18 protein-coding genes are annotated in these 22,617 nt (G+C 37.5%); 10 read left to right on the top strand and 8 right to left on the bottom strand.

The window, feature by feature from the left end; translation table 11 throughout:
• Positions 1–7 precede the first annotated feature (7 nt).
• From ACK2WI_RS03775 to ACK2WI_RS03735, 9 genes are all read left to right on the top strand, one after another.
• Positions 8–1,564 carry a recombinase family protein gene (locus ACK2WI_RS03775; RefSeq protein ID WP_409149825.1) on the top strand — a complete coding sequence of 519 codons (1,557 nt, stop codon included), beginning with the start codon at positions 8–10 and terminating at the stop codon, positions 1,562–1,564.
• Positions 1,565–1,702: 138 nt separating this feature from the next.
• Entirely contained in the window at positions 1,703–2,989 is a 1,287-nt protein-coding gene (locus tag ACK2WI_RS03770) for a phage integrase SAM-like domain-containing protein (RefSeq protein ID WP_409149824.1), read from the top strand.
• A 5-nt stretch (positions 2,990–2,994) separates the two neighbouring features.
• On the top strand, positions 2,995–3,981 hold the full coding sequence (locus tag ACK2WI_RS03765; protein WP_409149823.1) for a hypothetical protein: 987 nt from the start codon (positions 2,995–2,997) through the stop codon (positions 3,979–3,981).
• A gap of 225 nt (positions 3,982–4,206) precedes the next feature.
• The gene (locus ACK2WI_RS03760) at positions 4,207–4,518 is read left to right on the top strand and encodes a DUF3853 family protein (protein ID WP_409149822.1); all 312 of its coding nucleotides are present in this window, start codon (positions 4,207–4,209) and stop codon (positions 4,516–4,518) included.
• Complete coding sequence (locus tag ACK2WI_RS03755; RefSeq protein WP_409149821.1) at positions 4,515–5,561, top strand: AAA family ATPase; 1,047 nt, start codon at positions 4,515–4,517, stop codon at positions 5,559–5,561. Before ACK2WI_RS03760 ends, ACK2WI_RS03755 begins: the two co-directional genes overlap by 4 nt.
• Before the next feature lie 452 nt (positions 5,562–6,013).
• Positions 6,014–6,586: a toprim domain-containing protein gene (locus tag ACK2WI_RS03750; RefSeq protein ID WP_409149820.1), complete on the top strand. Its 573-nt coding sequence runs from the start codon at positions 6,014–6,016 to the stop codon at positions 6,584–6,586.
• Positions 6,587–6,656: 70 nt separating this feature from the next.
• Positions 6,657–7,019 (top strand): plasmid mobilization protein, encoded by a 363-nt coding sequence (locus ACK2WI_RS03745; protein WP_409149819.1) that lies wholly within the window; start codon positions 6,657–6,659, stop codon positions 7,017–7,019.
• Entirely contained in the window at positions 7,000–7,911 is a 912-nt protein-coding gene (locus ACK2WI_RS03740) for a relaxase/mobilization nuclease domain-containing protein (protein WP_409149818.1), read from the top strand. Before ACK2WI_RS03745 ends, ACK2WI_RS03740 begins: the two co-directional genes overlap by 20 nt.
• A gap of 4 nt (positions 7,912–7,915) precedes the next feature.
• Positions 7,916–8,590, top strand: coding sequence for a hypothetical protein (locus ACK2WI_RS03735; RefSeq protein WP_313513682.1), 675 nt, complete (start codon positions 7,916–7,918; stop codon positions 8,588–8,590).
• A gap of 183 nt (positions 8,591–8,773) precedes the next feature.
• On the opposite strand, the gene ACK2WI_RS03730 is transcribed toward ACK2WI_RS03735, so the two are convergent.
• The 8 genes from ACK2WI_RS03730 to ACK2WI_RS03695 all read right to left on the bottom strand — a co-directional run bounded on the left by ACK2WI_RS03730 (position 8,774) and on the right by ACK2WI_RS03695 (position 21,505).
• A complete protein-coding gene (locus ACK2WI_RS03730; protein ID WP_409149817.1) occupies positions 8,774–9,478 on the bottom strand; it encodes a hypothetical protein in 705 nt (234 codons plus the stop codon).
• A complete protein-coding gene (locus ACK2WI_RS03725; RefSeq protein WP_409149816.1) occupies positions 9,478–10,917 on the bottom strand; it encodes a PglZ domain-containing protein in 1,440 nt (479 codons plus the stop codon). The genes ACK2WI_RS03730 and ACK2WI_RS03725 overlap by 1 nt, the downstream gene beginning before the upstream one ends.
• 5 nt (positions 10,918–10,922) lie before the next feature.
• Positions 10,923–13,412 (bottom strand): DNA methyltransferase, encoded by a 2,490-nt coding sequence (locus ACK2WI_RS03720; RefSeq protein WP_409149815.1) that lies wholly within the window; start codon positions 13,410–13,412, stop codon positions 10,923–10,925.
• An 8-nt stretch (positions 13,413–13,420) separates the two neighbouring features.
• Complete coding sequence (locus ACK2WI_RS03715; RefSeq protein ID WP_409149814.1) at positions 13,421–17,647, bottom strand: DUF6079 family protein; 4,227 nt, start codon at positions 17,645–17,647, stop codon at positions 13,421–13,423.
• Between the two features lie 3 nt (positions 17,648–17,650).
• Positions 17,651–17,851, bottom strand: a complete 201-nt coding sequence (locus ACK2WI_RS03710; protein ID WP_024283876.1) for a helix-turn-helix domain-containing protein — start codon at positions 17,849–17,851, stop codon at positions 17,651–17,653.
• Between the two features lie 382 nt (positions 17,852–18,233).
• Entirely contained in the window at positions 18,234–19,193 is a 960-nt protein-coding gene (locus tag ACK2WI_RS03705) for a hypothetical protein (RefSeq protein ID WP_409149813.1), read from the bottom strand.
• 1 nt (position 19,194) lies between these two features.
• Positions 19,195–20,166 (bottom strand): DGQHR domain-containing protein, encoded by a 972-nt coding sequence (locus ACK2WI_RS03700; protein ID WP_409149812.1) that lies wholly within the window; start codon positions 20,164–20,166, stop codon positions 19,195–19,197.
• A 169-nt stretch (positions 20,167–20,335) separates the two neighbouring features.
• The gene (locus tag ACK2WI_RS03695) at positions 20,336–21,505 is read right to left on the bottom strand and encodes an IS4 family transposase (RefSeq protein WP_409149811.1); all 1,170 of its coding nucleotides are present in this window, start codon (positions 21,503–21,505) and stop codon (positions 20,336–20,338) included.
• A gap of 235 nt (positions 21,506–21,740) precedes the next feature.
• Here ACK2WI_RS03695 and ACK2WI_RS03690 point away from each other — a divergent pair, with 235 nt between their 5' ends.
• Positions 21,741–22,580 carry a tyrosine-type recombinase/integrase gene (locus ACK2WI_RS03690; protein ID WP_409149810.1) on the top strand — a complete coding sequence of 280 codons (840 nt, stop codon included), beginning with the start codon at positions 21,741–21,743 and terminating at the stop codon, positions 22,578–22,580.
• Positions 22,581–22,617 lie beyond the last annotated feature (37 nt).

Here is a 22,617-nt window from a genome sequence, read left to right as displayed (position 1 = left end):
TAAAATTATGAAAAAAGGGATTCGATATTTAAGGTTCAGTAATTATGACCAAAGTCGTCACAGCATCGAACGACAAGATTTTATTACCTCGCAATGGACAACTAGTGCAGATGTTGAAATAATCGATACTTTCCGGGACGAGGGTTATAGTGCCAAGACATTCGATCGACCGGATGTAAAAGCTCTATTTTCATTTATCAAAAAGAACCATCGGGAAATTGATTACCTGATTGTTTCTGAACTGACACGCTTTAGCCGGATTACGGGAGATGCGATCAACATGGTCATGAAAATCCAAAAGGAATACGGCATAAAAATCGTCAGTGCAGGCCGGGGCATGGTCTACGATGTTACCGATCACAGTTCTTACTTTATGATGGGACTGGAATTTCTATTGGGTGATTCGGAAAACATCAAGCGGCAGAACGATATCAATTGGGGAATCTATTCTGCTAAGGCTATCAAAGGGAAATACATTCATGGTGGTGCAGCGCCTTACGGTTATGTAAAGGTGAGAAGTGAACGCGAAATGAAGTTGGTGATCGAGGAGGAGGAAGCGCAAATAATCCGGAACATCTATGATTTATTTTTAAAGGATGTCCCCATCTATAAGATTCAGGAAATTGCCATATCTCAGGGTTTCTCGCATACAGGCAATTCTAGCATCCATCGTATTTTAAAGAATCCGCTGTACAGTGGTTTCCAAAAAGTAAAAGCATGGAAAAACAATCCTGGTGGAATGTTTCCGGTAAAAAATGCAGAACCTATTATCGATCAATATTCTTGGAACCGAGCTCAAGAGAAATTCCGGAAAGAAGAACGGACAGTTGTTACTTTGCATGAGGATATCCCACTTCGAGGGTTGTTACAATGTCATTGTGGACGTTATATGACTGGTGCCGCCTCCCGTGGAAAGACAGGACAATATTATTACTACTATCGGTGCCGACTGACCTCGAAGCATAACAATATCAGTGCTATCAAGGCACACGAAAAACTCATCGATATTCTGAAATTAATTAGTCTGCCAGAGGATCTCATTCAAGATGTTCGCACACTGGCCACGGAACTCTTAAACCACCAAGTTAAAGAAGAAAATCAGCGCAAGGAAATTAGAAACAAGGAGCTTGCGGCAGCTGAAAAATCCTTGCGATCGGTCGAGGAGAAATGGATCAATAATAGTATTAATCAGGAGACCTATTCCAGATGGCATAGCGATCTAACGCAAAAAATACAATCGCTAAAACTGAATAAATTTGATCTTGGAAAAGATAAAGAAAGGCTGAAAAAGATACTGAATTCGGAGTTGAATAAGCTCTCGGATCTATCGAAACTTTATGAATCATCCAATGTCATAGATAAGCGTACGCTACTTTCAAGGGTGTTCAATTTGGGGCTCATCATAGATAATGGGAGCTATCGAACTCTCGAAATCAATCCTTTGTTCAATCGTAACTTGCAGAAAATGAGTGAGTTAAACTTGTTAAAAGTGACAAAAAAAGGGATTGAAATGTCTTCAATCCCCTCGGGTGGAGCCGGAGGCTCTTTTTTTATAGGTTTTTAAAGATTTTTATACACTTAATTGAATATATAAATAGCTGTAATTCAATATTATAATGTTATTTAAGGGTTTTGTGAATTTTTAGGTATTCTGAAAAATTGGGTGTAAATTTGGGTGTAGATATTTTACATGCACCCAAAAATGAACATCAAAAGAAATATTATTTTTTCACTTGAAAAGCGTAAAAAGGACGGTTTAGAGGTCATAGAAAATGTTCCTATCAGAGTCCGAATCAACTATGACGGTGACAGGCTGGATTTATCCAGTGGCTTTCGAGTTGACGTTTCTAAATGGGATGATAAAAAGCAACGTGTAAAAAATGGCACAACAAATAAAATTAAACAGTCTGCAAGCGAAATAAATGCATCACTCCTAAAAATCGAGAGCGTCATTCAGGATATCTTCAAAAGTTATGAAATTGAAGGGTCAGTCCCTTTAAAATCAACACTACGGAATGAGATAAATGATAAGATAAAACCAAAAAATGAAACTTCTTCGAAAGCAACAATACAAAGTAAATTCTTTGATTACTACGATCAATTTATTCGAGAGAACCGTAAACTTAACAATTGGACTGAAGGCACACTAAAAAAACTTCGAACGGTCAGAAATCACCTCTACGAATTTAAACCAAACATCGGTGTTAACGATTTTGATAATACTACGCTTGATAAGTATATGGATTTTCTTTTGAAGAGGCGAGGATTTAAAAACTCGACACTGGAAAAACATTTAAAGTTCTTAAAATGGTTTCTTCGTTGGGGATACAGAAACGGAACGGTTACGAATTCAGCATTCCTGTCGTACCGCCCAAAAATTAAGAAAATAGAAAAAAAAGTCGTTTTTCTTACAGGGCAAGAGATTGATCATATTAAGGCTTTCGATATTCCGAAAGAAAAATCATACTTACACCGTGTTCGTGATATACTGATTTTCACGTGTTATTCAGGATTGAGACACTCAGATGTATATGCTTTAACAAAAGATGCTGTGAAAGAGAAATTTATAGAAGTAGTGACGATCAAAACAGATGATAAACTCATCATCGACCTTAATAACCACACAAAAGAGATCTTAAACAAATATAAGGACGAAAGATTTCCGAACAACAAGGCTCTACCGGTAATTTCTAACCAGAAATATAATGAATACCTCAAGGAACTTGGCGAATTAGTTGGACTTGATGAATCGATTATGACAACCTATTATAAAGGAAACAAGCGTATAGAAGAGGTTGTTCCGAAGTACACGTTATTAACTTCTCACATTGGAAGACGTTCTTTTATATGCAACGGTTTGTTTCTTGGAATACCTGTCCATATTATGATGAAATGGACTGGACACTCAGATTATAAATCTATGCAACCCTATATCGATACCGTGGACGAAATGCGTAGCGAAGCTATGGAAATGTTTAATAAAATGTAAGGAGTATGCAAAAAGAAGAAAATGAGTTAATATCTTTTCTAACATTATTACGTCGGTATGAAGAGGTTCTACGCCAACAGATAAACAATCAGGATCTTGACTGGAATAAGTTAGCCGAAGTAAAGCGAGCTTTATTAGAGCGTTTGGATTCCCCATCCGTCGAAGAAGTTATAAATTATCTTCTTGTCAATTCTAGTCGTGAAAAAATCATAGGACTAACGAGAAATTTTGATGCCGTTTATAATGGACTAGCTGGACTAGTTGATACTAGAAATTTTGAGATTGAGACCAATTCATCCACAGAATTATTTCGTCGGGAACATGAACTTTTTGAACTTGAAGTCAAAGAATATACAAAGAAATTTACAGAAGTTAGAAAGAAAAAAGAAGCACTTGAAAGGTCGTTGGATAGTTATTTCTACGGAGGTGATGATACCCGTAGGATAAAGACCGAATTGGAAATTGACCGGATTGAACCAATCTTTCAGTCTAAATTACAGGACTATGAAGCCAAAATCCTTGAATCGAATCAATTTTTTGAGAATGATTTTCAATTAACAAAATCTATCCTTGAAAAGGTAACTAATGTGTTGAAGGTTAGGATAAAGCCACTCTTTGATATATACAGGGAAAATTCCCAAAACGACGTATATCATGAATATTTTCCAATGTCTTTGGTAGGTGCTGTTTATGAAGCTTTAATAGAGAATAAGATTATCGAAGTAGATGCTCAAACTTTTCACGGGGTAATCAACCTGAATAAAGAAACCAATCTGAAAATTTCACCAGATTTTATATTGTACTTTCTTGTAGATTCCTTTTCTAAACGTCTTGATGACAGTGCCAGAAATAAATGGGTAGAAAAAATCCATAATATGCAGAATATCAAACTATCATCGTATAAAGCACACTATCGACAAATCCAAAGTAGTAGAAAATGGAAGAAGCTATATAAACACTTAGAAGACTTATTCAACAATTCAAACAAATAACAATCCGCTTAAATGAGTTTTTGAATGCTTTTTAAGATTTAGTTTACAATCGTACCACAAAGAAAATCACCCGTCCTTGTTTAACCAACTGATAACGAGTCAAATAAATATCGTTGTATTTGATTCTACCACATATTTACCACGATATTAACCTCCTACCTTAGCTCATGTTCGAACATTAAATGCCGATGCGCACGGCAATGGTTTAATTCAAAATAAAAGAACATGGACATTCGTGAATTACTATCAAAGCCTGTCGCTATGATGACTGGCGAGGAATTACTGGCTATTCAACGAGAAGCAATCGCAGAAATACCTAAAGAAGAAGTAACAAGCACATTACCTGAATTCGTATATGGTATTTCGGGTATTATGCAATTGTTTAATTGTAGCAAATCGAAAGCACAGAAAATAAAAAACAGTGGTGTAATTACTGGTGCGATTCAACAGGATCAACGGACAATTATTGTTGATACTCGGCTTGCTTTAAAATTGTTTAAGGAGTATACCAATCAAAAGAAAAGGAGGTTCGTATGATTCCATTTAATCAGAATATTGTCGAAGCTCTTGAAAAATCTACTGTTAAAATAATAGATGAATTTAAAGAACCTCCTATCATGATAACGATCAGCAATTCGGATTCCGTCATTGGAACGCTTGGCAATTTTAGCGCATCTACAGGGAAAGCAAAGAGCCGGAAAACATTCAATGTGATTTCATTGGTTGCGGCGGCATTGAGCGGTAGGCAAATATTAGAGTACAAAGTTAAAGTTCCCGAAAACCGTCCCTTAGTATTGTATTTTGATACCGAGCAGAGTAAATACCATTGTCACAGGCTTCTTTCACGGGTATATAAGCTTATTGATTATCCACCGACAGAAGTACACGGGAACTTAAAATTGATTTCTCTAAGAGAGTATCCTACGAAAGAACGTCTTAATATCATCGAATATGCTTTGTTCAAATATGCAGACAGGGTCGGTCTGGTCATAATTGACGGCATCAGGGACCTAGTTTACGATATTAATAATGCGACAGAAGCAACGGAGATTACAGGTAAGTTGATGAAATGGTCACAAGAGCTGAATATCCATATCCACACCGTGCTACACCTGAACAAAGGAGATGACAACACACGGGGGCATTTGGGAACAGAGTTGAACAATAAGGCGGAATCTATCTTACAGGTTACTAAAAGCGATATGGATGCAAACTACAGCACTGTTGCCCCAAAGTTTATTAGAGATGTTGAATTCGAGCCATTTACCTTTTTTATTGATGATGGTTTACCAGTTTTGGACGAAAATTTTGATCTGTCAGGCACAGTATCCAGAAAAGGCTTCGATTATCAAGAACTTTCTAAAGAGAATCATCGAGAAGTGTTACAGGAAATGTTCAACGACAGTGAAATTACCTGTACATATGATGACTTTGTCCGAAGATTGAAGGAAGCTTATCTAGCAAAAGGTTTCAATTTCGGAACGAACAAAGCAAAACAGCTAAAGACGTTCCTTGAAAACAAAAGGATGATTATCAAGAACGATAAGACCTATCGGTTCAACCCCGAATTCTATTACTGAAAAACAGGTTTAGTTTAGTCTGCCCCTATATATAGATAGACTAAACTAATCCCCTTTTAAAAATTAAGAATATGACATGTGAAGACTTAAAGCGAATACCGCTCATATCCATTTTACAGCATTTACAGATTCCCTGTGCAAAGATGAACAGCAGGGAAGCATGGTTCAAGAACCCCTTTAACGGAGGAGATGAACGGACGGCATCGACAAAGGTGGATGTACACCAAAATATATGGTACTCCCATTCCGAGGGTATCGGAGGGAACAATATTGATTTCCTGATGAAGTTCTTAGGCACATCCGAACTCGCAAAAGTCTTGGAGTGGGCTGATGAGAGAAAAAATTTTTTTTCTTTTCAACAGCAGACCGTCTCGAATAGTCGGCACGCCGTACAGACAGAAAAAGAGACAGGCTACACCATACTGTCCGTAAAACCGCTTAAAAACAAAGCATTGCTCGACTATCTGTCTAATGAGCGTAAGATCGACCCCGATATTGCCAAGGCTTTCTGCAAGGAAATCTACTACCGGACAGCAAACGGGCAGACATATTTTGCCGTATGCTCTGTCAATGATTCGGGAGGATTTGAACTGCGCAACCCCTATGACAAACGGTCGTTAATGACAAAAGACATTACGACCGTAGACAACAGAAGCAACGGGGTTATGTTGTTCGAGGGATTTATAGACTGGCTTTCTTTTTTGACACTAAGGAAGATTGCAGACCGACCGTTTCCAAGTACAGATTATTGCATACTGAACACTACCGCCCACCTGAAAAGGTCATTCCCTTTTTTGGAACGGCACAAAACTATCGTCAGCTATCTGGACACGGACGAGTCGGGAACAAAAGCATACAGAGACTTGGAAATCCGCTTTGGAAAAACCCATAGTCTCAAAAATGGAATACAGGAGCTACAGCACAGAAACAGTACGATAAAAGACGTGAATGATTATCTGGTGCATGGTCTATTCGACACCAAAATCGAAAATCGTCCAACTGGCAGAAAACTATCGAATAGGTAGGGAGCAAGGTTGTGTTTTGGTGACCCCAAAACCGATTGGCTCCCGATGGTCACAGCTAAAAAAGAATGTCATGAAACACACAAAGAAGAAAGGCGGCAGACCCGCACTGGAAAATAAAAAGAAGTTCAGGATCAACGTCCGCTTCGATGAAACGGAACATAAAAGGGTTCTGCAGAACGCACAGACCGCAGGTATGAGCAAATCGGAATGGGTACGCAAAAGTGCCATTATGCGAAAGATCGTCCCGAGGTTTACCGAGGAACAGCTGAAAGCATTCAGGGCGATTACCGGCGCTTCGAACAACCTTAACCAGCTAACAAAAAAAGCACACCAGACAGGACTAGTTGAAGTGGCACAGGAATGCCAGAATACGATCGGCCATATCAACCACTGTATCGATAAACTATTGCACCATGATAGCGAAGATAATTGAGGGGCGGTCATTTGGGGGATGCGTGGGATATGTATTAAAGAAAGATAGTGAAATTATCCATGCAAATGGATTGCGTACGGATTCGGAGAAGACCATTGTGCAGGATTTCAATTTTCAGCGGATGCTGAACCCTAGGTTGGGAAAAGCAGTTGGTCACATTATCCTATCGTGGAATACCGAAGATAAAAACAGGTTGAACAACGACATCATGGTCTCTTCCGCTAAACGCTACCTTTCCAAAATGGGTATCAGGGATACCCAGTGCCTGATGGTCAGACATCACGACCGCAAACACGATCATATCCATATTATTTTTAATCGGGTGAACGATCATGGAAAAACCATTTCAAACAGCAATGGACGATATAAGAGTTTTAAGGCCTGCAAGGAACTAAACGCAATGTATGGCTTTAAGCAGTCTGAGGGCAAACAAAATGTAAACAGAGGTAGACTAAAAGGCAGCGACAAAACAAAATATCAGATATATGACACTGTAAAGTCAGGCATTCGCAACAGCAGAAACTGGACGGAATTAAAGAATTACATCAGATATAAGGGGGTCGAAATGCAGTTCAAGTACAGATCAGGGTCAGATGGGGTTCAGGGCATTTCATTTTCAAAAGATGGACAGGTCTTCCGTGGATCGGCTATCGACCGCTCGTTGAGTTTCGGTCAGATCGATAAAGCCCTAAACGGTATAGATAATTTGAAAGAACTTTATTACACTCCTTTCACTGACTCACCTGCAAGTTTATCTGCTGATAATAGCATCGGAAAAGCTATCGGTGAAGTTGCATCCGCTTTGTTTTCGATCCCTGACATTGTACCAGAGCAGGAAGACCCATTGATCAAGAAAAGAAAAAAGAAAGAAAATTACAGGTTAAAACGTTAAAAATATGCGCACAGAACTAGAAAACTTGCAACAGCAGGTAAACACTTTAGAAGAAAACACAGAACTGATCACGCAGGACATCGTACGGATCATGCCGACCATAATATCCCTGCTTTCTGATAATGAAAAAAACATGAAGGATCTTCATGAGATACGAGCAAAGGATCAAGAACTGTTACGCCAGATACAGATTTTTATGAAGAGTGAGAATGATGTTCTGTCTAAAATAGTCAAGGATTACGATTCACTGCAGAATTTGGCTATTCAGATTGCAGATGCTACAGGAGAGGAACTGAACAAATTAGTTGACAAGGAAAAAGAGATCGTTTCAAAACTCGCTGAAATTCCTGATCAGGTCAATATCAAACATCATTACGGGATTGACATGAAATCCACGCCTGTGATTATTGTCATGATAGTATTGTCAGTAATTATTTCGTTGGGTTTAGGTACTCTATACGAGAAAAACAGACAACTGGCTGATAGAAAATCATACGAGATACGTTATCGCATGATGGAATTAGAGTTGCCAAATATTACATCGCATATCGATTCCACCTACTCTCTTGACCCCGATAAATTCCATGCTTTGGTGATTAAAAGGGAAGAGGAAAACAAATTATTAAACAGCATCGAACGAAAACGTAAAGAGATTGAGAACTTAAGCAATTCTGAATAACGGTCAAGTATAAGAGCTGTAGCGGATTTCAAGGCGATTACTTGTCCGCCAACACAAAATTTTATCTTTTCTGTCTTCCGTGTGCGTAGGGAAAGACACACTCTTTGACAAGCTTTGACAAGCTTTGGCTAGTGCGGCTGGATTGTACGGCTTGGCAATGTGTGTGGCTTTGAAGCGTTGGCATTAGTTCATCATTAAAAGTTCTCGGTTATGTCCTTTGATGTATTCCCAATCTTTTGCGTGAAAAGAGTGGGCTACTTCTGAAAGTGTCGGTGCGTTATAGTAAGCAAGTATTGTCTTGTCAAACTCTCCAATATTGATTTGTTTGGTGTGGTTTACCACAGCGTAGAGCTTTAGAATGTCTGCCACTTGTTCTTTTGAGATTGTGGCTTTATTTAATTGCTCGTAGCTTGTTTTTGTGATTGGTTCAATGATGTGGAAGTCTGAAAGTGTTTTGAGAAATGCCCTTGTAGAACGTTTCACAATTTCTGAGTCTCCAAAGGATTCTGTCATCTTTTTGGTGAGTGCCGTTGAGCTGATTTCTTGCGAAGCATCAAAGATTTGGAAGTAGGTTTTGGTAAAGGACTTCAAAATATCATAGTGCATCATGAACATAGCCATGTAAATGGGCTTCATGTACTGAAAATCATTCTCCTTACTCAGTTGGATAAGTATGTTGTTTTCAATGGTGGACTTGCTTTCCTGAATGCTGTAAATAAAGGTTCTGAACAGAACTGTTCTTGTCTTTCTTCTGCCGTCTTTTCCTGTTAATTCAGTAGCAATATCATTGTAGGCATCATAGAACTCTTCGGGTTTTCTTCCCGGTTCTACCATGCGTAGTGATTTGTATATCCACTCTGGTTTCAGTGGTCTGTCGTATCCTAACATCAATTCAATTTTATAAAGGGAACTATCATCTCTTCTAAGGTGATGCCCCCGTGATTCACTTCAATTTTGTCTTTGTATGTAAACATGGTTCTGCCTTCCGGTAGGACCACTTTTTTGTCGTTCTCAAATGGAATGTTTATTTGTTCCATATCTAACAATTCAGAATTGTTCGTCTGGATGATGACAGCTCTTTTGGCAAAACCATCTACCAGGTATTTCTCTATTCGTTTGCCATTGCCTTTGGCGACTATGGAGCCATGATCTGAGCAGAGATAAACGGTGTAACCTTCTTCTTTGAGCAACTGGATGTCTCGCTTGATACTGCTTTTTTGCAAGTAATCTTTGGCTGCATTCAGGTATGGTGTTTTGTCTTCTACGCCTGGTGGAAACTGAACTGCATGTGCCAATTCATCAAAAAAGTTGTAGAGTATGGAAACCACATTATAACCAAGCAGCTTGTCTGCGGTGATGGTATCGCTCTCGGTTAAATAGGTGGTGTGCTGTGGAGCGAAGTTTTCAGCCAATGCTTTGGCTTCTGCAGGTCTGCCCGGTGCTTTGTGGTTGTACACTTCTCGTTTGCCTTCATAGATAGCCATGCGTGAAATGCTGGTTACCGAAGGCAACATGGCAAAAACAGCTTTTTGGTCTAAGTCTGCTTCATCTAATTCCAAATGCGCTTTTAGTAGGTTCCATTCTGTAAAGCCCATGCAGTCTAAACAGAGAAGGGCAACCTTCTCATGTTTATTGGCTTTTAGGTACGGGATGATTTTATCTACGGACAAAGGTCGTTTTGTGGTTGAAGCATAGAATACCTGCTCCATACCATTTTGAACAAAAAACGGTTTGCACCATTGGTCCACCTTCTCATAAACTTCCATTGCAATGGCTTTGACATTGGTATAGCTCAGGTAGTTTAGTTGACCGATTAAAATGCTGGCATCTGTTAGATTATTGATGCCAGGTTCCTGTGCAGTAAGTTGGCTGAGCTGCTCTAAGATAGCATTGAATTGTTTTTCTGACTGTAAGCGATTGGCTTTAGCCAGGATCGCATCAATATCATTTTGATTGACGGGTGTATGCCTATCGGTGAGATAAACCACTTCCAATAGTTCAATGACCTGCTCCGTTTTATACTGACTTAATGCTTTGTATGCATCTCCATTGATGGGCAGGTCTCTGTAATGAAAGGTTTTACATTCCCTGTCGTTGCAAATAAATGCAGGTACTTTCTCAACCGTGGTAAGTATGATTTGAGGCTCAGATTGATTGCTCAATGGCAACATATCCGCTACGGTATGGCAAAGCTGAAAGCTGATGCCATGCGTTTGCAGATAGCTTGTAAAGCTATTGTGCAGTAATACGCCTGTATGGTCTGATATTACCTTTGGTTGACCATTGTCAAGGCTTAAAGCGGTATGGATTGCATCTTGCCACAACATAGTACTTAGGCTAAACCGTCTACCTGAATTTCTGCTGCTTCAACAAAGTCTGCCAACTCTCCATTGTTTTCTAAAATGGATGGATGCAGCTTGGATGCAATGGTGAGAATATCCTTAAATCGCTTGTCTTTATAGCAACGCTCAAAACCATAGGTAAGGGCTTCTTTCCGTACTTCTTTGATTTTCTTACGCTCGGTTTGTGCCTGAATGAGAATGGTTTCAAACTCTTTCCAAAGGTGCTTCTGACGCTTCTCGGTTATTTGATTGTGTTCTTCTTCTGACTTGGGTCTGCGGTACAAGCCACCTTCAAACACAAAGTTTTCTTCTAATAAATCACGAAGCTCAGGCACCTGATCATCTTGGATATTAGCCAATTGGTTAAATGCTACCGATACATCTGAAAAACTCTTGGGCTGGTTTAAGAAGTTATGCAACCAAACTAATGCCGACTTCTCATCCGTTACAAAAAGGAATAAACCACCTGTTTTGATTTCTTCAATCTCATTGAGCTTGGCGTACTTTTTATACTCGATGTAGGAATTGATTTGATCTGATGTAAACCAAAAACCATCTTCTTCTATGAAGTTATTTTGTAGTAGAGAGTAAAATGATTTAGCGTCTTGATTTATTTGGTAATTACGTTGGAGGTAGTACGCAATCATTTTCGAGTAGAGCATTTGTTTCGTGCGTTCGATAACAGGCTTTAATGGTAGATTTATTAGATATGTCTCTAGAAAATCTTTCTCGTAATTAACTCCTGCAGTTTTCTCGAATCCATCAATGAACGATACCTTGGGTTTAAAAGCCGAAATAATCAAATCGTTTTTTACCGCCCCACCATATGACAATTGTTTGGTTGTTCCTTTTTTCTTGTCAAGAACTGAAATGCTTGAGATAATAAAGCCTGCCTTTGTTATTGCATCTTGAATAGAAGTCCAAACCTTTGATTGTGAATTGTGAAACACCACCGTAATCCATCTATTTGGCTTGAGTACCTTGAAGTACTCTTTAAAGCCTTCTTGCATCAACAAATTGTAAGAATCTAACTGTTTGTTTTGCTTGACATTAATTATTGCTTCTGTTTCTGTGTTGGTATGGAGTTTTATCCAATCTTCCATTAGAAAGTTTAGCTCAGAATATGGAAGATTATCACCGAAAGGTGGGTCGGTATAGATGTAGTCTATGGAGTTTTGGGGAATATTTTGACTGATTGATGTAATTGATTGGTTTGAGATAAGCACATTTCGCTTTTTCAGTTCACTTAATGCACTGATAATACTCTTTGTTTTTTCCTTTAAAAGGGATAAAACATTAATCTCTACCTGTAAGCTCGACATGTATAATGTACCTGAAAGTGGACCAACATGTCGTCCGTGCTGTGGTATATAACGATTCATTCTGTGAGAGCGAGAATACAACGAGCTGAAAATGAACGTCAGGATTCTTTTCAAGTCAGGGTTATTTCCGAGCTTCTGAATTTCATCAAAGATTATGGATAGAGCTAATAGATTACGTTTCGTGTAAAAATCATGGGTGTGAGAGTAACCTTTGTGATAACCTGCTCTCCAAAGGTCACCAAATTCGTCACCCTTAAACATTATTGGTGATGAGGGCACCCAATGTGGAATTTCTTTATTCTCAATCTCCTTAATAAGGTCTAAATCTTCTTCAGTTGGATCTAAATAGAATTTTCTATTTCCTTTCTTGTAAGAAATTTTCACAGGCTTTTGAAGCGGCTTAAGCCTTGTCTGTCTTAAAACAGAATCGTAAAACTCTACAAAAACCTTGGTGTCATTCTCTTTTTTAATATCTCCATCACATGACGGGCATTTAGCACTTTCCTTTACTTTATTGTTTTCAAAATCTACAAATTGATCATAGTAGAAGTATTGTGATTTACAAAAGGGACATTCAAAGGCGTCACTCCAAATAGTATAATTTATCGATTGATTGGTTGCCCCAACTTTTAACTTATATAGCGGTCTAATTAAACTTTCTACGGTTTTCGTAAATGCCTTAATGTCATCCACCAAGGAAACTATATTAGAAGGCAGGTTTTGATTTGCTGAAATAAAAGAAGCAATAGGTGATAGGTCTGAAATTATAGCCTTGCGGTTTGACCTTGTGGCTGCAATGCCTGTAGTGCCTGTCCCTGCAAAAGCATCGAGGATTATATCATTCTCTTCTGTGTAATGTTCAATGAATTGGCAAATCGCTTTAGGTGGTACTTTTGTATGATAAAAGTGAGCGTTGAGTAAAGGGTCATTTCGTCCAAAACTCACATCACCAATAAATGGTTCTTTCCTGTAATTGTCATTATCTGGATCATAAGGTTTTCCATTTTCTTTAATAAATGAAGAAATGAAAGGATTCGGGCAAGCGGTGTAGTATGGAGGTCTTGATAGACTTAATACTGCTTCGTCATCACCGATAGGGAAACCATCTATTGCTCTTAGTTCAGCAAGCGATTTTTTTAATTCTTCTGTGTAATCCATAGGTCGTCTTACTCTTCAATTTTAAAGCGTACTTCTTTGCCTTTGTGGTCTTTTTCCAATTCCTGGTAAAGGTTAAAGAAGGCTTGCTGTATTTGGCTAAGGGTTATTAATTCGTTTTTCTTGAATACTCGGTTTACCAAGTCTTGCTGTTTAAGGCTTACCACTTCAATATCTACAAAGAGCTTGTTGATGGAAGCAATCAAACTGCTATTGATGTCTGCCGGTAGTTCTTCTTTGGCAATGATTTGCTCAATTGCCTTTTTGTGATCGGGTTGGATTTTGACCAAATCAAGTTGCTCTTTCTTTTTGATGACTTCCTGCACAATGGCCATTTCGTATTCATCAGCAATAGTTTTCAGCGCAGCGGTAACTCCCGCAGCTTCTTCTTTAATGGATGAATAGTCTCGTTCCTGTTTCAGGAAGTTGGAGTTTACATCAAATGGGATGTCGTAAAGACTTTCTACATCAACATCTTTGGCTCTGAGAGAAGTTAAGCCTGTCCATTTCTGCACCTTACCATCTAACTTCTGCGGTACGTTACATTGTGCACTTGCCAATATCTGCGCTCGCTTGAAGTTCGGGTCAGCCGTGAAAGTGAGTAAAGGTTTCCAATCTACTTTATCGCCAATGGTGTTGCGTAAGGCAGGATAGTAGAAGTCCTTTACATACTGGTCCTTAAAGCTGCTGATCTTTCCTTTAATAGGGAATCGTTCACTCAGATTATTGAACTTCTTGAAATCCTTAACGATGGCTTTGGTATCGTCATGTAAGGTTTCGAGCTTCTCATGCAGCCCTTTGTCTTCAAGATAGGTTTTGTTGTTCTCAATTATGGCAAGGGCTTGCTCCATGTATTCAATGCCTTTGTGAGTGCTTTCAAAATACTCGTGCAAAGCATCTTTCAAGTTGGTCATTTCACCAAGTAGGCTGGAAATATCACCCAACTTGGTTTCGTAGCTACTGAGGGTATTGAATTTGGCGTGGTTGTTTATTTCCAAACCTGCCCAATCAATCGCTTTTATTTCATCAAACTTGGCTTTTACGCTATCCACATTCAGATAACTGGTGCTTTTGGCTTCCAATCGCTGAATGAGCAAATCAATTTCCTTAATATCCTTAGAAATCTCAGCCACCTTTTTCTTATACTCAGCAAACGCATCGTTGCGGTGCTTCTCTTGAAGCATCATGTTGCCATTTAGACCAAGCGCATTGAGTAGGTTTTGGGCAAAGTCATAGGATAGATCGTCTTTCTTAGTCGCATATATGATGTTCTCAAACATGTTGAGACTTCTGAACTTCTCTTTGATGTTGGAGATGTCTAACTCATCGCCACCACGACCTTTCAATGTAATCTTGCCTAAGGCAGTGAGCACTACTAAGAAGAAATGAACCACTTGTGGTTCTAATCCATAAGGCTTGCCTGTAAACTGCTGTACAATCTCTTTTTCAATATCTACCACCTTGCCCTTTTTGGCATTGATGATGGACTGAATTTGGCTGACTACCTTATTGCCGTTCAGTTCCGGGTCGCCATTTGCGTTTATCAAGTTGAGTGCTGAAAGGAAGTTCTTAGCCCGTTGTGAAATGCTTCTAAAATTACCATTGGTGGTTTCATCGGCTATCTGAGAAAGTGAATGTGTGATGTTGCCTGATGATAGGATTTCAGCATATTTAGGATGCTCAGGATATTCTTTGTTGAAGCATTCATCAAATACTTTCTTCTTGAGTTCAGAGATAACTTCTGAAAGGTTGTTGTACTCTTTTCCAAGTGTTGATTTGATGCTGATTACATCACCATTGATACTGGTGGTTGCGTAGTTCTGAATCTGCTTGGTGAGTTGGTACTTTACGCCTGGTACAGTAATGCCTTTTGGATCTCGGTAGCCATTGATGCTATCGGTCAGCTTTCTTGACATTACACTGGTTAGGATATTCTTGCTCATTAATGAGCGAATAGCCACTATCCGCTTGATGCGTTCAATATTCTCCTGGCTTCCAAACTGTATTTCAATGTTCAGTTGGTTGGGTGCGTAGGTTTGTATCTTCTTTTTGCTGAATGGTGATTGGAATACAATTACATAATCAGCCGAATCTACTTCTTCCACTTCTTCACCTTTGCGGTTGAAAATGATGAAACCTTTACGGAATGACTTAACTGATTGCCAAGTGGTTTCATCTTCAAAGATGTTAGGCATGTTCTTGTAGTTGACAAGGTCTAATATCTCTTTGAGTTGGTCAAATACTACATCTTCTTGCTTATCTTCATTTCCACCAACAGCATTAATTTCATTGTCGATTCGTTCTTCCGGGTCTTGACCATCAATGGCAGGGTCAAACTTGAAGTAATCGTTTCCTGTTTGTTCATCCTTCACCACTTTCAAGTAAAAGCCATCGGTGGCTTCACGCACCTTCTTCACAATTTGAGCAACACGAACATGCGCTTCAAAAGTGTCGTTAGGGTGAATAATCATGAGCTTTTGTGCCAATTCTTTGGCCGTAGCACCGTTTTCACCTTTGCTCCAAAGAGAATAGACTGCAAGCCCTTTGATGATTTTGAAGGCATCATCATGGAATTTGCGCTCCAAGTTGGCTACAATCTTCTCCTTTACGATGTTCACCACCTTTACCAAGTCATAGACTCCTTCAAGGTTTCTATTATTCGGGTTATTGGCTAGGATGTCATAGATGCGGTCGAAGGTGAAGAAGTAGGGGAAAGGTTTTGAAACTACATGCTTCAATTCACTTTGAGCAAATTGGATAATCCCCCTTTTCTCGAAGTAAGGCAGCTCATGAAATAGGTCTAATAAATCAGGTGTAAAAGGAAATAAATCAATGTACTCTTCCTGATTATTCGCCACCGTTTCAATCTTCGTTATGAAAGGTTTTAGCTCCGTTTCAATTTTGAGTTTCTGCTCTTTGCTCTTTGGTACAATCCTTTGAGAGATAACTTTCTTTACGGCTTCTCTACGAATGATGATATTTTGGAAACGCTGACTGATTCGAGCTTCATCAGCAGCGATATTGGCTAATCTTGGACTGGAATAGATGTCTTCCTGCATGGAGATAGCCAATACAATGTCTTCATCCTGGCAAACTTGTGCTACTACTCGTAGGAACTGGAAGTCTCTCTTGATTTTGTATTCTTCCTTGGCCTGTAAGAAGTCTGAAACTTCATCCACTACTACCAAAAGTCCTTTGCTTGGGTCTTTCTCTTTTAAAACGCCAATTATCTCAGATAAATGGTCTTTAAGGTTTAAGGTTTCGCCATCAATATATTTTGGGGTTTCAACATCATACTCTCGCTTAATTTGTTTTTCAAGCTCTCTGAAAAAGAAATATTGCAGGTCAACATTAACAGGTTGAAGCTCAAACTGGACCGTAAAGAATTGGCGGGAAATGGTCTCAGCTTCTTTACGAACAGCATTGTTTTTAATGAGTGAGCGAAGCGAAGGATTGTTGATAATACTTACCAAGAAGGCAATCAAGTGCGATTTACCACTACCGTAGTTACCAATGATTTTAACTGCCTTGTGATTGGGCTTTTTGATGTTATCAATGAAATCCTTGATTTGGGTTTCAAGTCCTTCTGAAATGATGTAGCTAGAGATGAGTTCCTTTTGCAGGTCATCATGCTTTAAGTCGGTATCAATATCAACCACATCCTTAATTTCGGTGTAGTTGAATAGCTTTCCTATGGCTCCATCAGGTAGTTTATCCTGTGGTTTGTATCCACCATCCGGTTCAGAAACGATGCTTACATAGTTGTCTTCAACATCTTCAATCTTAGTTATCAGAATATCGTTGACATCCTTATCGTAGTACTCATCGCTACCAACCTTACCATAGGAAATTCTATTGCTGATTACCTTCTCATCTTCTAAAAACAATACACTGCTTTTGTTCCGTGAATTGTACTTAAATGCACCAACGGGAGAGATTTTGGTAAAGGCATCATGGTAAAGGATGCTGGCATTTAGCAGAATGAGTTTGTCAGGCTTGTTGGAAAACCATTCTTTGATGTGTTGTCCAACATCGTGACTGGGTTCATCCTTGGCTTCAAGCTCCGCAAAGATTGGTTGCAATTCTGCTCCCACATCTACCTTGGTGTAGCCAATGGAGTCTAAGTAATTGATAATTTTTTCGCGTTTCGCACCGTTATTACCAACAACAGCCCACAATTTGAATCGTAGGCTGTTTGCGAGAGATAGGTATGTGTCAATGTGTTTAGATTCTTTCATTGCCTATTTAATGTCTTTCTGTTCAATCAATAATTCTCGTACTTCAACTTCGAGAATCTTTGCTATTTCATAGAGTACTTCTAATCTTGGTTGTTGTCGGTTCTGCACGTATCCATTAACCATGTTGTAACTTTTTCCAAGTTTCTCAGCCAACCAAGTTTGCTTAATTCCTTTTTCTTCAAGTACTTCCTTTATTCGGTTCATTTCCGTATAAATTTAAGTCGCTAAAATAGCTCAAATTTTCCGTTTATCTCATTTTTCAATATACTTTTCGTTCGTTTCATTGTCGTTCTGTTTGAGCGAGGGCAAAAAAATAGGCTCTTTTGGTTTTTTACGTTTGGCTTGTGGGTCGGAAAAAACCAAATGTGCCTATTTGCACGTTGGCTTTTTCAGCATGTTGCACAACGTTTCGGGGCTTGGCGTCAGTGGCGGAAATTGAAACGAAAAGTTTCAATTTAGCGACATAGTAAGCAAAAGCCAATTAATTGAATAAATTTAAGAAAAAAGTCAATGTAATTGGCTTTTTGCGTAATAGAAAGCTGAAATTTTAAATTTAGCCTTAACCCGCCATTGCGCCAAACCCATGTTAGGCGATGTTATAAATTTTTGAATAACCAATATCTAAAAAAGATTTACCATTACTGCATCTTTTTGTCATATCTTGACTAATTGTATGAGCAAGTCCTATTATAAACATACAAGTATTTGAGAATCTCAAAAGTTCTTTACCAGTAAGATTTGCTAATTCAATTTTAAATGGGTCATTTTTCCAACTTTCTAAGTTTTTTATTATTTCTGTGCTACAACTTAAATTTGTGTCATATGGATGCCACGCTCCATGTAAATGTTTGTAATTTAGTTCATTTCTAATTCTTGAAAGCCAGCTGTAATCGGATGAACCTACATAAGATAGATTTTTTAATAATTGGTCAAGTTTAACAGTTAATGGTTGTATTTCTGGTGATGTTATTTTTGTTAAAATATCTGTTGAAATATGTTTTATTTTTTCGCCGAAAAGTTTCCAAAGTGCTACATGAGAGCCTCCGTCTTTTTTAATGTCAATTTTTTTACAATTAATGTCTAAAGAGTTATTGCTAAAGTTTACCAAATAATATCCTGATTCTACGTTAATTCCATTTAGATTGGAAAATAAATCAGCGACTTGTTTGATAGCTTTAATAGCTTCAGAATCAAATTGGGATAATGAAAAACCTAAAAAACGAAGTATAACGTGAGCAGCATAATAAGCTGCATAATATTGTTTTATTAGTAACCAACTAACGTTTTTAGGTAAAATGTCTAAATTGTCTATTTTTATTATACTTTCTAATGAAGCTGATGCAAATCGATTACAATCTTTTGAAAGTGGTTTTAAAAAACAAGAACGATCGTAACTTGAAATAATAAATTCATCTTTTAATACTTGTGAATTTATTTGAAAATCATTTTTAGCTTTAATCCATTCATTAAAAGACATTGATTTATTAACCGTAATGTTGTTTATACCTATAGCCCAATATTGTCTAAATATATCATCGAAATTCATCCTATAACGTAAAATCTGTTTTTAAGCAGTCTAATAGATAATTTGATAATTCCTTATAAGAACCACCTGGTTTTGAAATTCTAGTTGGCTTTAATTTTGAAAATAATGGCGATAAAATTTCAGCAAAACTTTCTGATAAATAATTTGAATATTTATCTTTTGTTCTTTGTGCGATATGAGGAAATATTGAAATAATAGCTTTAAAAACTGTTGAATTAGTAATAGCTTTTTCTAAACCAAGTTTTCTAAATCCATTATAAATTGAAATTAAATAGTTATTACAAATTTCATAAACTTCTTGAGCTTCTTTATCACCAAAATATTTAGTTATTAGTGTAAAGGCTGAATTAAAGGCAACACGAGATAATTTTAATCTTGATTTGTCAGCAGGACTTGTAAGTCCTAATAAAATACTATCAGGGCTTTCATGAAAGAGATCAAAAATCTCTCTTAAAAAAGTTTCATTATCATTTTCATACTCTGCAAGATTTTTTATATCAAATAGTAATTCATTTGGGACAGGTTTTTGTCTTGTATTAATATCAATGAAAATTCTTGATTCATCTCGTCTAGTCAAATTGTTATAAATAACTACAGGAATCCTGACTGAAGTTTTAGCTAGGTTGAACCCAAAAACTCTATGTTGCCCATCTAATATTAAAAATGCTTTTGGATGTTCTTTAAATCTAACAGTTTTACCTTTTCCTGTAATTTCTAATTCAGCTTCAGGTTGAGCTGATAAAATTACAGCTGTTGGAATCGTTCCAAGTCCATTGTCTATATAATCAGCAATTTGCTGAGCTCTTTTTTCATCTAATAATCTTTGAAATCCTTCCTTAGGATCCTCTTCTCTTGAAGAAATAAAACATGTTTTTGCCAAAACTTCAGATGGCATTGTTAGTGTGTAGAATTTATGTTCACCTTGGGTTACTAAACTTATTGAATAACTATGAAATTGTTCTTCTTGATTCATTATTTTATATTGTTTGTAATATAATATCGCCTAACATTTCTTTTTCACGAAACTAATATACAAAAATCACAGCTGTCCTAAATAAATTTAGGTTGTAAAAAAATCTACCTTCTTCTATGAATTAGGAAAGCTATTTGTGAAAATTCAAATTATATCCTCACTATTATCTTTAGAAGAGTTTGAATTGCCCAATTTTATCAGGAGGTTTGCCAGAAAAGAATGGATCATTAGCCCATTTCCAAAGATCAATTTTAACAAATATATTTAAACGAATAAAGTTCACCAGATTGGATAAGTTCCATTGATATTTAGCTTTCTTCTGGATGTATTTAAAGAGTAGTATTCCTATTAATGCAGTCCAAATTTGGATGTAGACGGCGTTTTCTGATGTTCCTACAAAACTGGTGACTTTCAGACGCTGTTTTAGATGTTTGAAGAAAGTTTCAATCTCCCATCTTTCCTTATATAAGGCCGCTACTGTTGATGCTTTCCAAGTAAAATTGTTTGTTAAGAACTCATATTCAGCATTATTTATGCTGTCCCAAAAACGAACTAGACGCATCTTCTTTCCTTGATAGTGTTTCTTAGCATCCCCATCAAGCTCAATGAGCTGATCCATAATGATGTTATTTTCCTTGAGGGCTTCACTTTGAAATGATCGAACCACTGTATATTTCATGTTGCTTTTACTGCGTGTGACAAAAAAGCACTGATTGCTGTCCAAAACATTCATCCAAGCATAATCAACGTAGCCTCTATCCACAACAACCACACATCCCTTAGGAAATGAGATGGTCTTGGCTATCTTAGATTCATGTTGTTTGCCATCGGTGATATGTACAAAGCTCGGCATACAGCCATCATAATCAAGTATAGTATGGAGTTTAACAGCTCCCTTAGCACTGCGGAATTTAGCCCAGTCGAATACACTTAAGCATAAAGGAATAATAGTTGCATCCATGAGAAATACTTTCCGCTTAAGTCTATTAAGCTCAGCTCCTCTAGGAGAATTTCTGTTCCACAAATGTTCCAAAAGTTTGTAATAAAGGTCTCGAAATAGGCGATGATCGCGATGTTTGTTGATGTAGGATAAATTGGACTTGCTGGGTGTCCGAGAGATGCCCATGTGGCTCATGTTACCTGTAGTACTACGCAGACCATTAGAAATATCACGAACGGAATCCGCAGATGAAAGATGGCAGAAAAGCATACTAACAAAGTGTGTCCAACTGTTAATTCCTTTATGATGTTTGTCGCATTGGTACTTTTGAACTAATTTATTAAAAATGTCACGGTCTACTAGACCTAATATCTGAGAAAATACGTTTATATTTACCATGGCGGTAGTATGATTTTAGCGAATTAAATATAGCAATCCCTGCTATATTAAACCACCGCCATTTTTTTCTTATTTAGGACGCTTCTGTACAAAAATATTCGCTAATCCATCTCTATAGACGAATTGCGTGTCACAAGCATTAAATATAATACAATACGCTATTATTTAACCGTTTAATTAATTTAAAAATCATGAATAGCGAAACAAATCTTATTATTTCATAGTTATTGTAAATATGGAAAGCGAAGTTATATTGAAAACATTTCAAACAAAATTGAATACACAGAGATATGCCAAGAATACTATTAAGTCATATATGGACTATGCTAGCCTATTTTTGAAGCATCTCAATGAATATCCATCCTTAAAAGATGTGCCTGTGAAAGCTATAGAATCTTTCATCAATGAAAAAGTTCAAAAAGAGCAGATCAGTGTTTCCTATCAGAAAGGTTTAGTTGGGGCTATTAAGAAGCTATACGAATTGACACTTAACCAAAAGGTTCCGCTCGATTACTTATATCCCAAAAGATCGTTTTCTAAACTGCCCAAATTCTTTTCCAAAGAAGAAATTCGACAATTATTAGATAGCACCAACAATATTAAGCATAGAGCGATATTAATGACCATTTATAGCTGTGGCTTACGCCTAAGCGAATTGCTGAACCTCAAGATAGAAGATATACGATCTTCTGAAAAGATTATCCGAATCAACCAAAGCAAAGGTAACAAAGACCGGATTGTATCCTTACCAGATAAATTACTGGATATTTTAAGAGATTATTATTTGGTTTATAAGCCTACAAACTACCTTTTTGAAGGAGAAAAAGGAAATCGATACAGCGAACGTAGCGTGCAACTTGTATTGAAAAAATCATTAGCTAACGCGAAAATAAAAACCGAAGGCACAGTACATACATTACGTCATTCGTACGCTACACATTTAATTCAATCTGGTATTGATGTCCGAATTGTTCAGGAACTGCTCGGTCATGAAAACATAAAAACAACCATGATCTATACACACATTACCGATATTGATAAAAAGCGCACCCCTAGTCCACTTGATTTTTTATAAATTCTCCAAAAAAGCTTGACACACATGATTTTATACA

It is taken from the genome of Sphingobacterium sp. BS-2 (genome assembly GCF_046161205.1).
In the GTDB taxonomy this organism is placed as follows: Bacteria; Bacteroidota; Bacteroidia; order Sphingobacteriales; family Sphingobacteriaceae; genus Sphingobacterium; species Sphingobacterium mizutaii.
The sequence above is the reverse complement of the archived record's forward strand: the minus strand, read 5'-3'. Positions and strand labels throughout refer to the sequence as shown.

What these genes read in the sequence shown, in the direction of transcription:
- ACK2WI_RS03700 (WP_409149812.1), bottom strand. Translation starts at nt 20,166, where the DNA reads ATGAATCAAGAAGAACAATTTCATAGTTATTCAATAAGTTTAGTAACC.
- ACK2WI_RS03705 (WP_409149813.1), bottom strand. Translation starts at nt 19,193, where the DNA reads ATGAATTTCGATGATATATTTAGACAATATTGGGCTATAGGTATAAAC.
- ACK2WI_RS03690 (WP_409149810.1), top strand. Translation starts at nt 21,741, where the DNA reads ATGGAAAGCGAAGTTATATTGAAAACATTTCAAACAAAATTGAATACA.
- ACK2WI_RS03725 (WP_409149816.1), bottom strand. Translation starts at nt 10,917, where the DNA reads ATGTTGTGGCAAGATGCAATCCATACCGCTTTAAGCCTTGACAATGGT.
- ACK2WI_RS03715 (WP_409149814.1), bottom strand. Translation starts at nt 17,647, where the DNA reads ATGAAAGAATCTAAACACATTGACACATACCTATCTCTCGCAAACAGC.
- ACK2WI_RS03765 (WP_409149823.1), top strand. Translation starts at nt 2,995, where the DNA reads ATGCAAAAAGAAGAAAATGAGTTAATATCTTTTCTAACATTATTACGT.
- ACK2WI_RS03720 (WP_409149815.1), bottom strand. Translation starts at nt 13,412, where the DNA reads ATGGATTACACAGAAGAATTAAAAAAATCGCTTGCTGAACTAAGAGCA.
- ACK2WI_RS03740 (WP_409149818.1), top strand. Translation starts at nt 7,000, where the DNA reads ATGATAGCGAAGATAATTGAGGGGCGGTCATTTGGGGGATGCGTGGGA.
- ACK2WI_RS03730 (WP_409149817.1), bottom strand. Translation starts at nt 9,478, where the DNA reads ATGTTAGGATACGACAGACCACTGAAACCAGAGTGGATATACAAATCA.
- ACK2WI_RS03770 (WP_409149824.1), top strand. Translation starts at nt 1,703, where the DNA reads ATGAACATCAAAAGAAATATTATTTTTTCACTTGAAAAGCGTAAAAAG.
- ACK2WI_RS03755 (WP_409149821.1), top strand. Translation starts at nt 4,515, where the DNA reads ATGATTCCATTTAATCAGAATATTGTCGAAGCTCTTGAAAAATCTACT.
- ACK2WI_RS03735 (WP_313513682.1), top strand. Translation starts at nt 7,916, where the DNA reads ATGCGCACAGAACTAGAAAACTTGCAACAGCAGGTAAACACTTTAGAA.
- ACK2WI_RS03775 (WP_409149825.1), top strand. Translation starts at nt 8, where the DNA reads ATGAAAAAAGGGATTCGATATTTAAGGTTCAGTAATTATGACCAAAGT.
- ACK2WI_RS03745 (WP_409149819.1), top strand. Translation starts at nt 6,657, where the DNA reads ATGAAACACACAAAGAAGAAAGGCGGCAGACCCGCACTGGAAAATAAA.
- ACK2WI_RS03710 (WP_024283876.1), bottom strand. Translation starts at nt 17,851, where the DNA reads ATGAACCGAATAAAGGAAGTACTTGAAGAAAAAGGAATTAAGCAAACT.
- ACK2WI_RS03695 (WP_409149811.1), bottom strand. Translation starts at nt 21,505, where the DNA reads ATGGTAAATATAAACGTATTTTCTCAGATATTAGGTCTAGTAGACCGT.
- ACK2WI_RS03760 (WP_409149822.1), top strand. Translation starts at nt 4,207, where the DNA reads ATGGACATTCGTGAATTACTATCAAAGCCTGTCGCTATGATGACTGGC.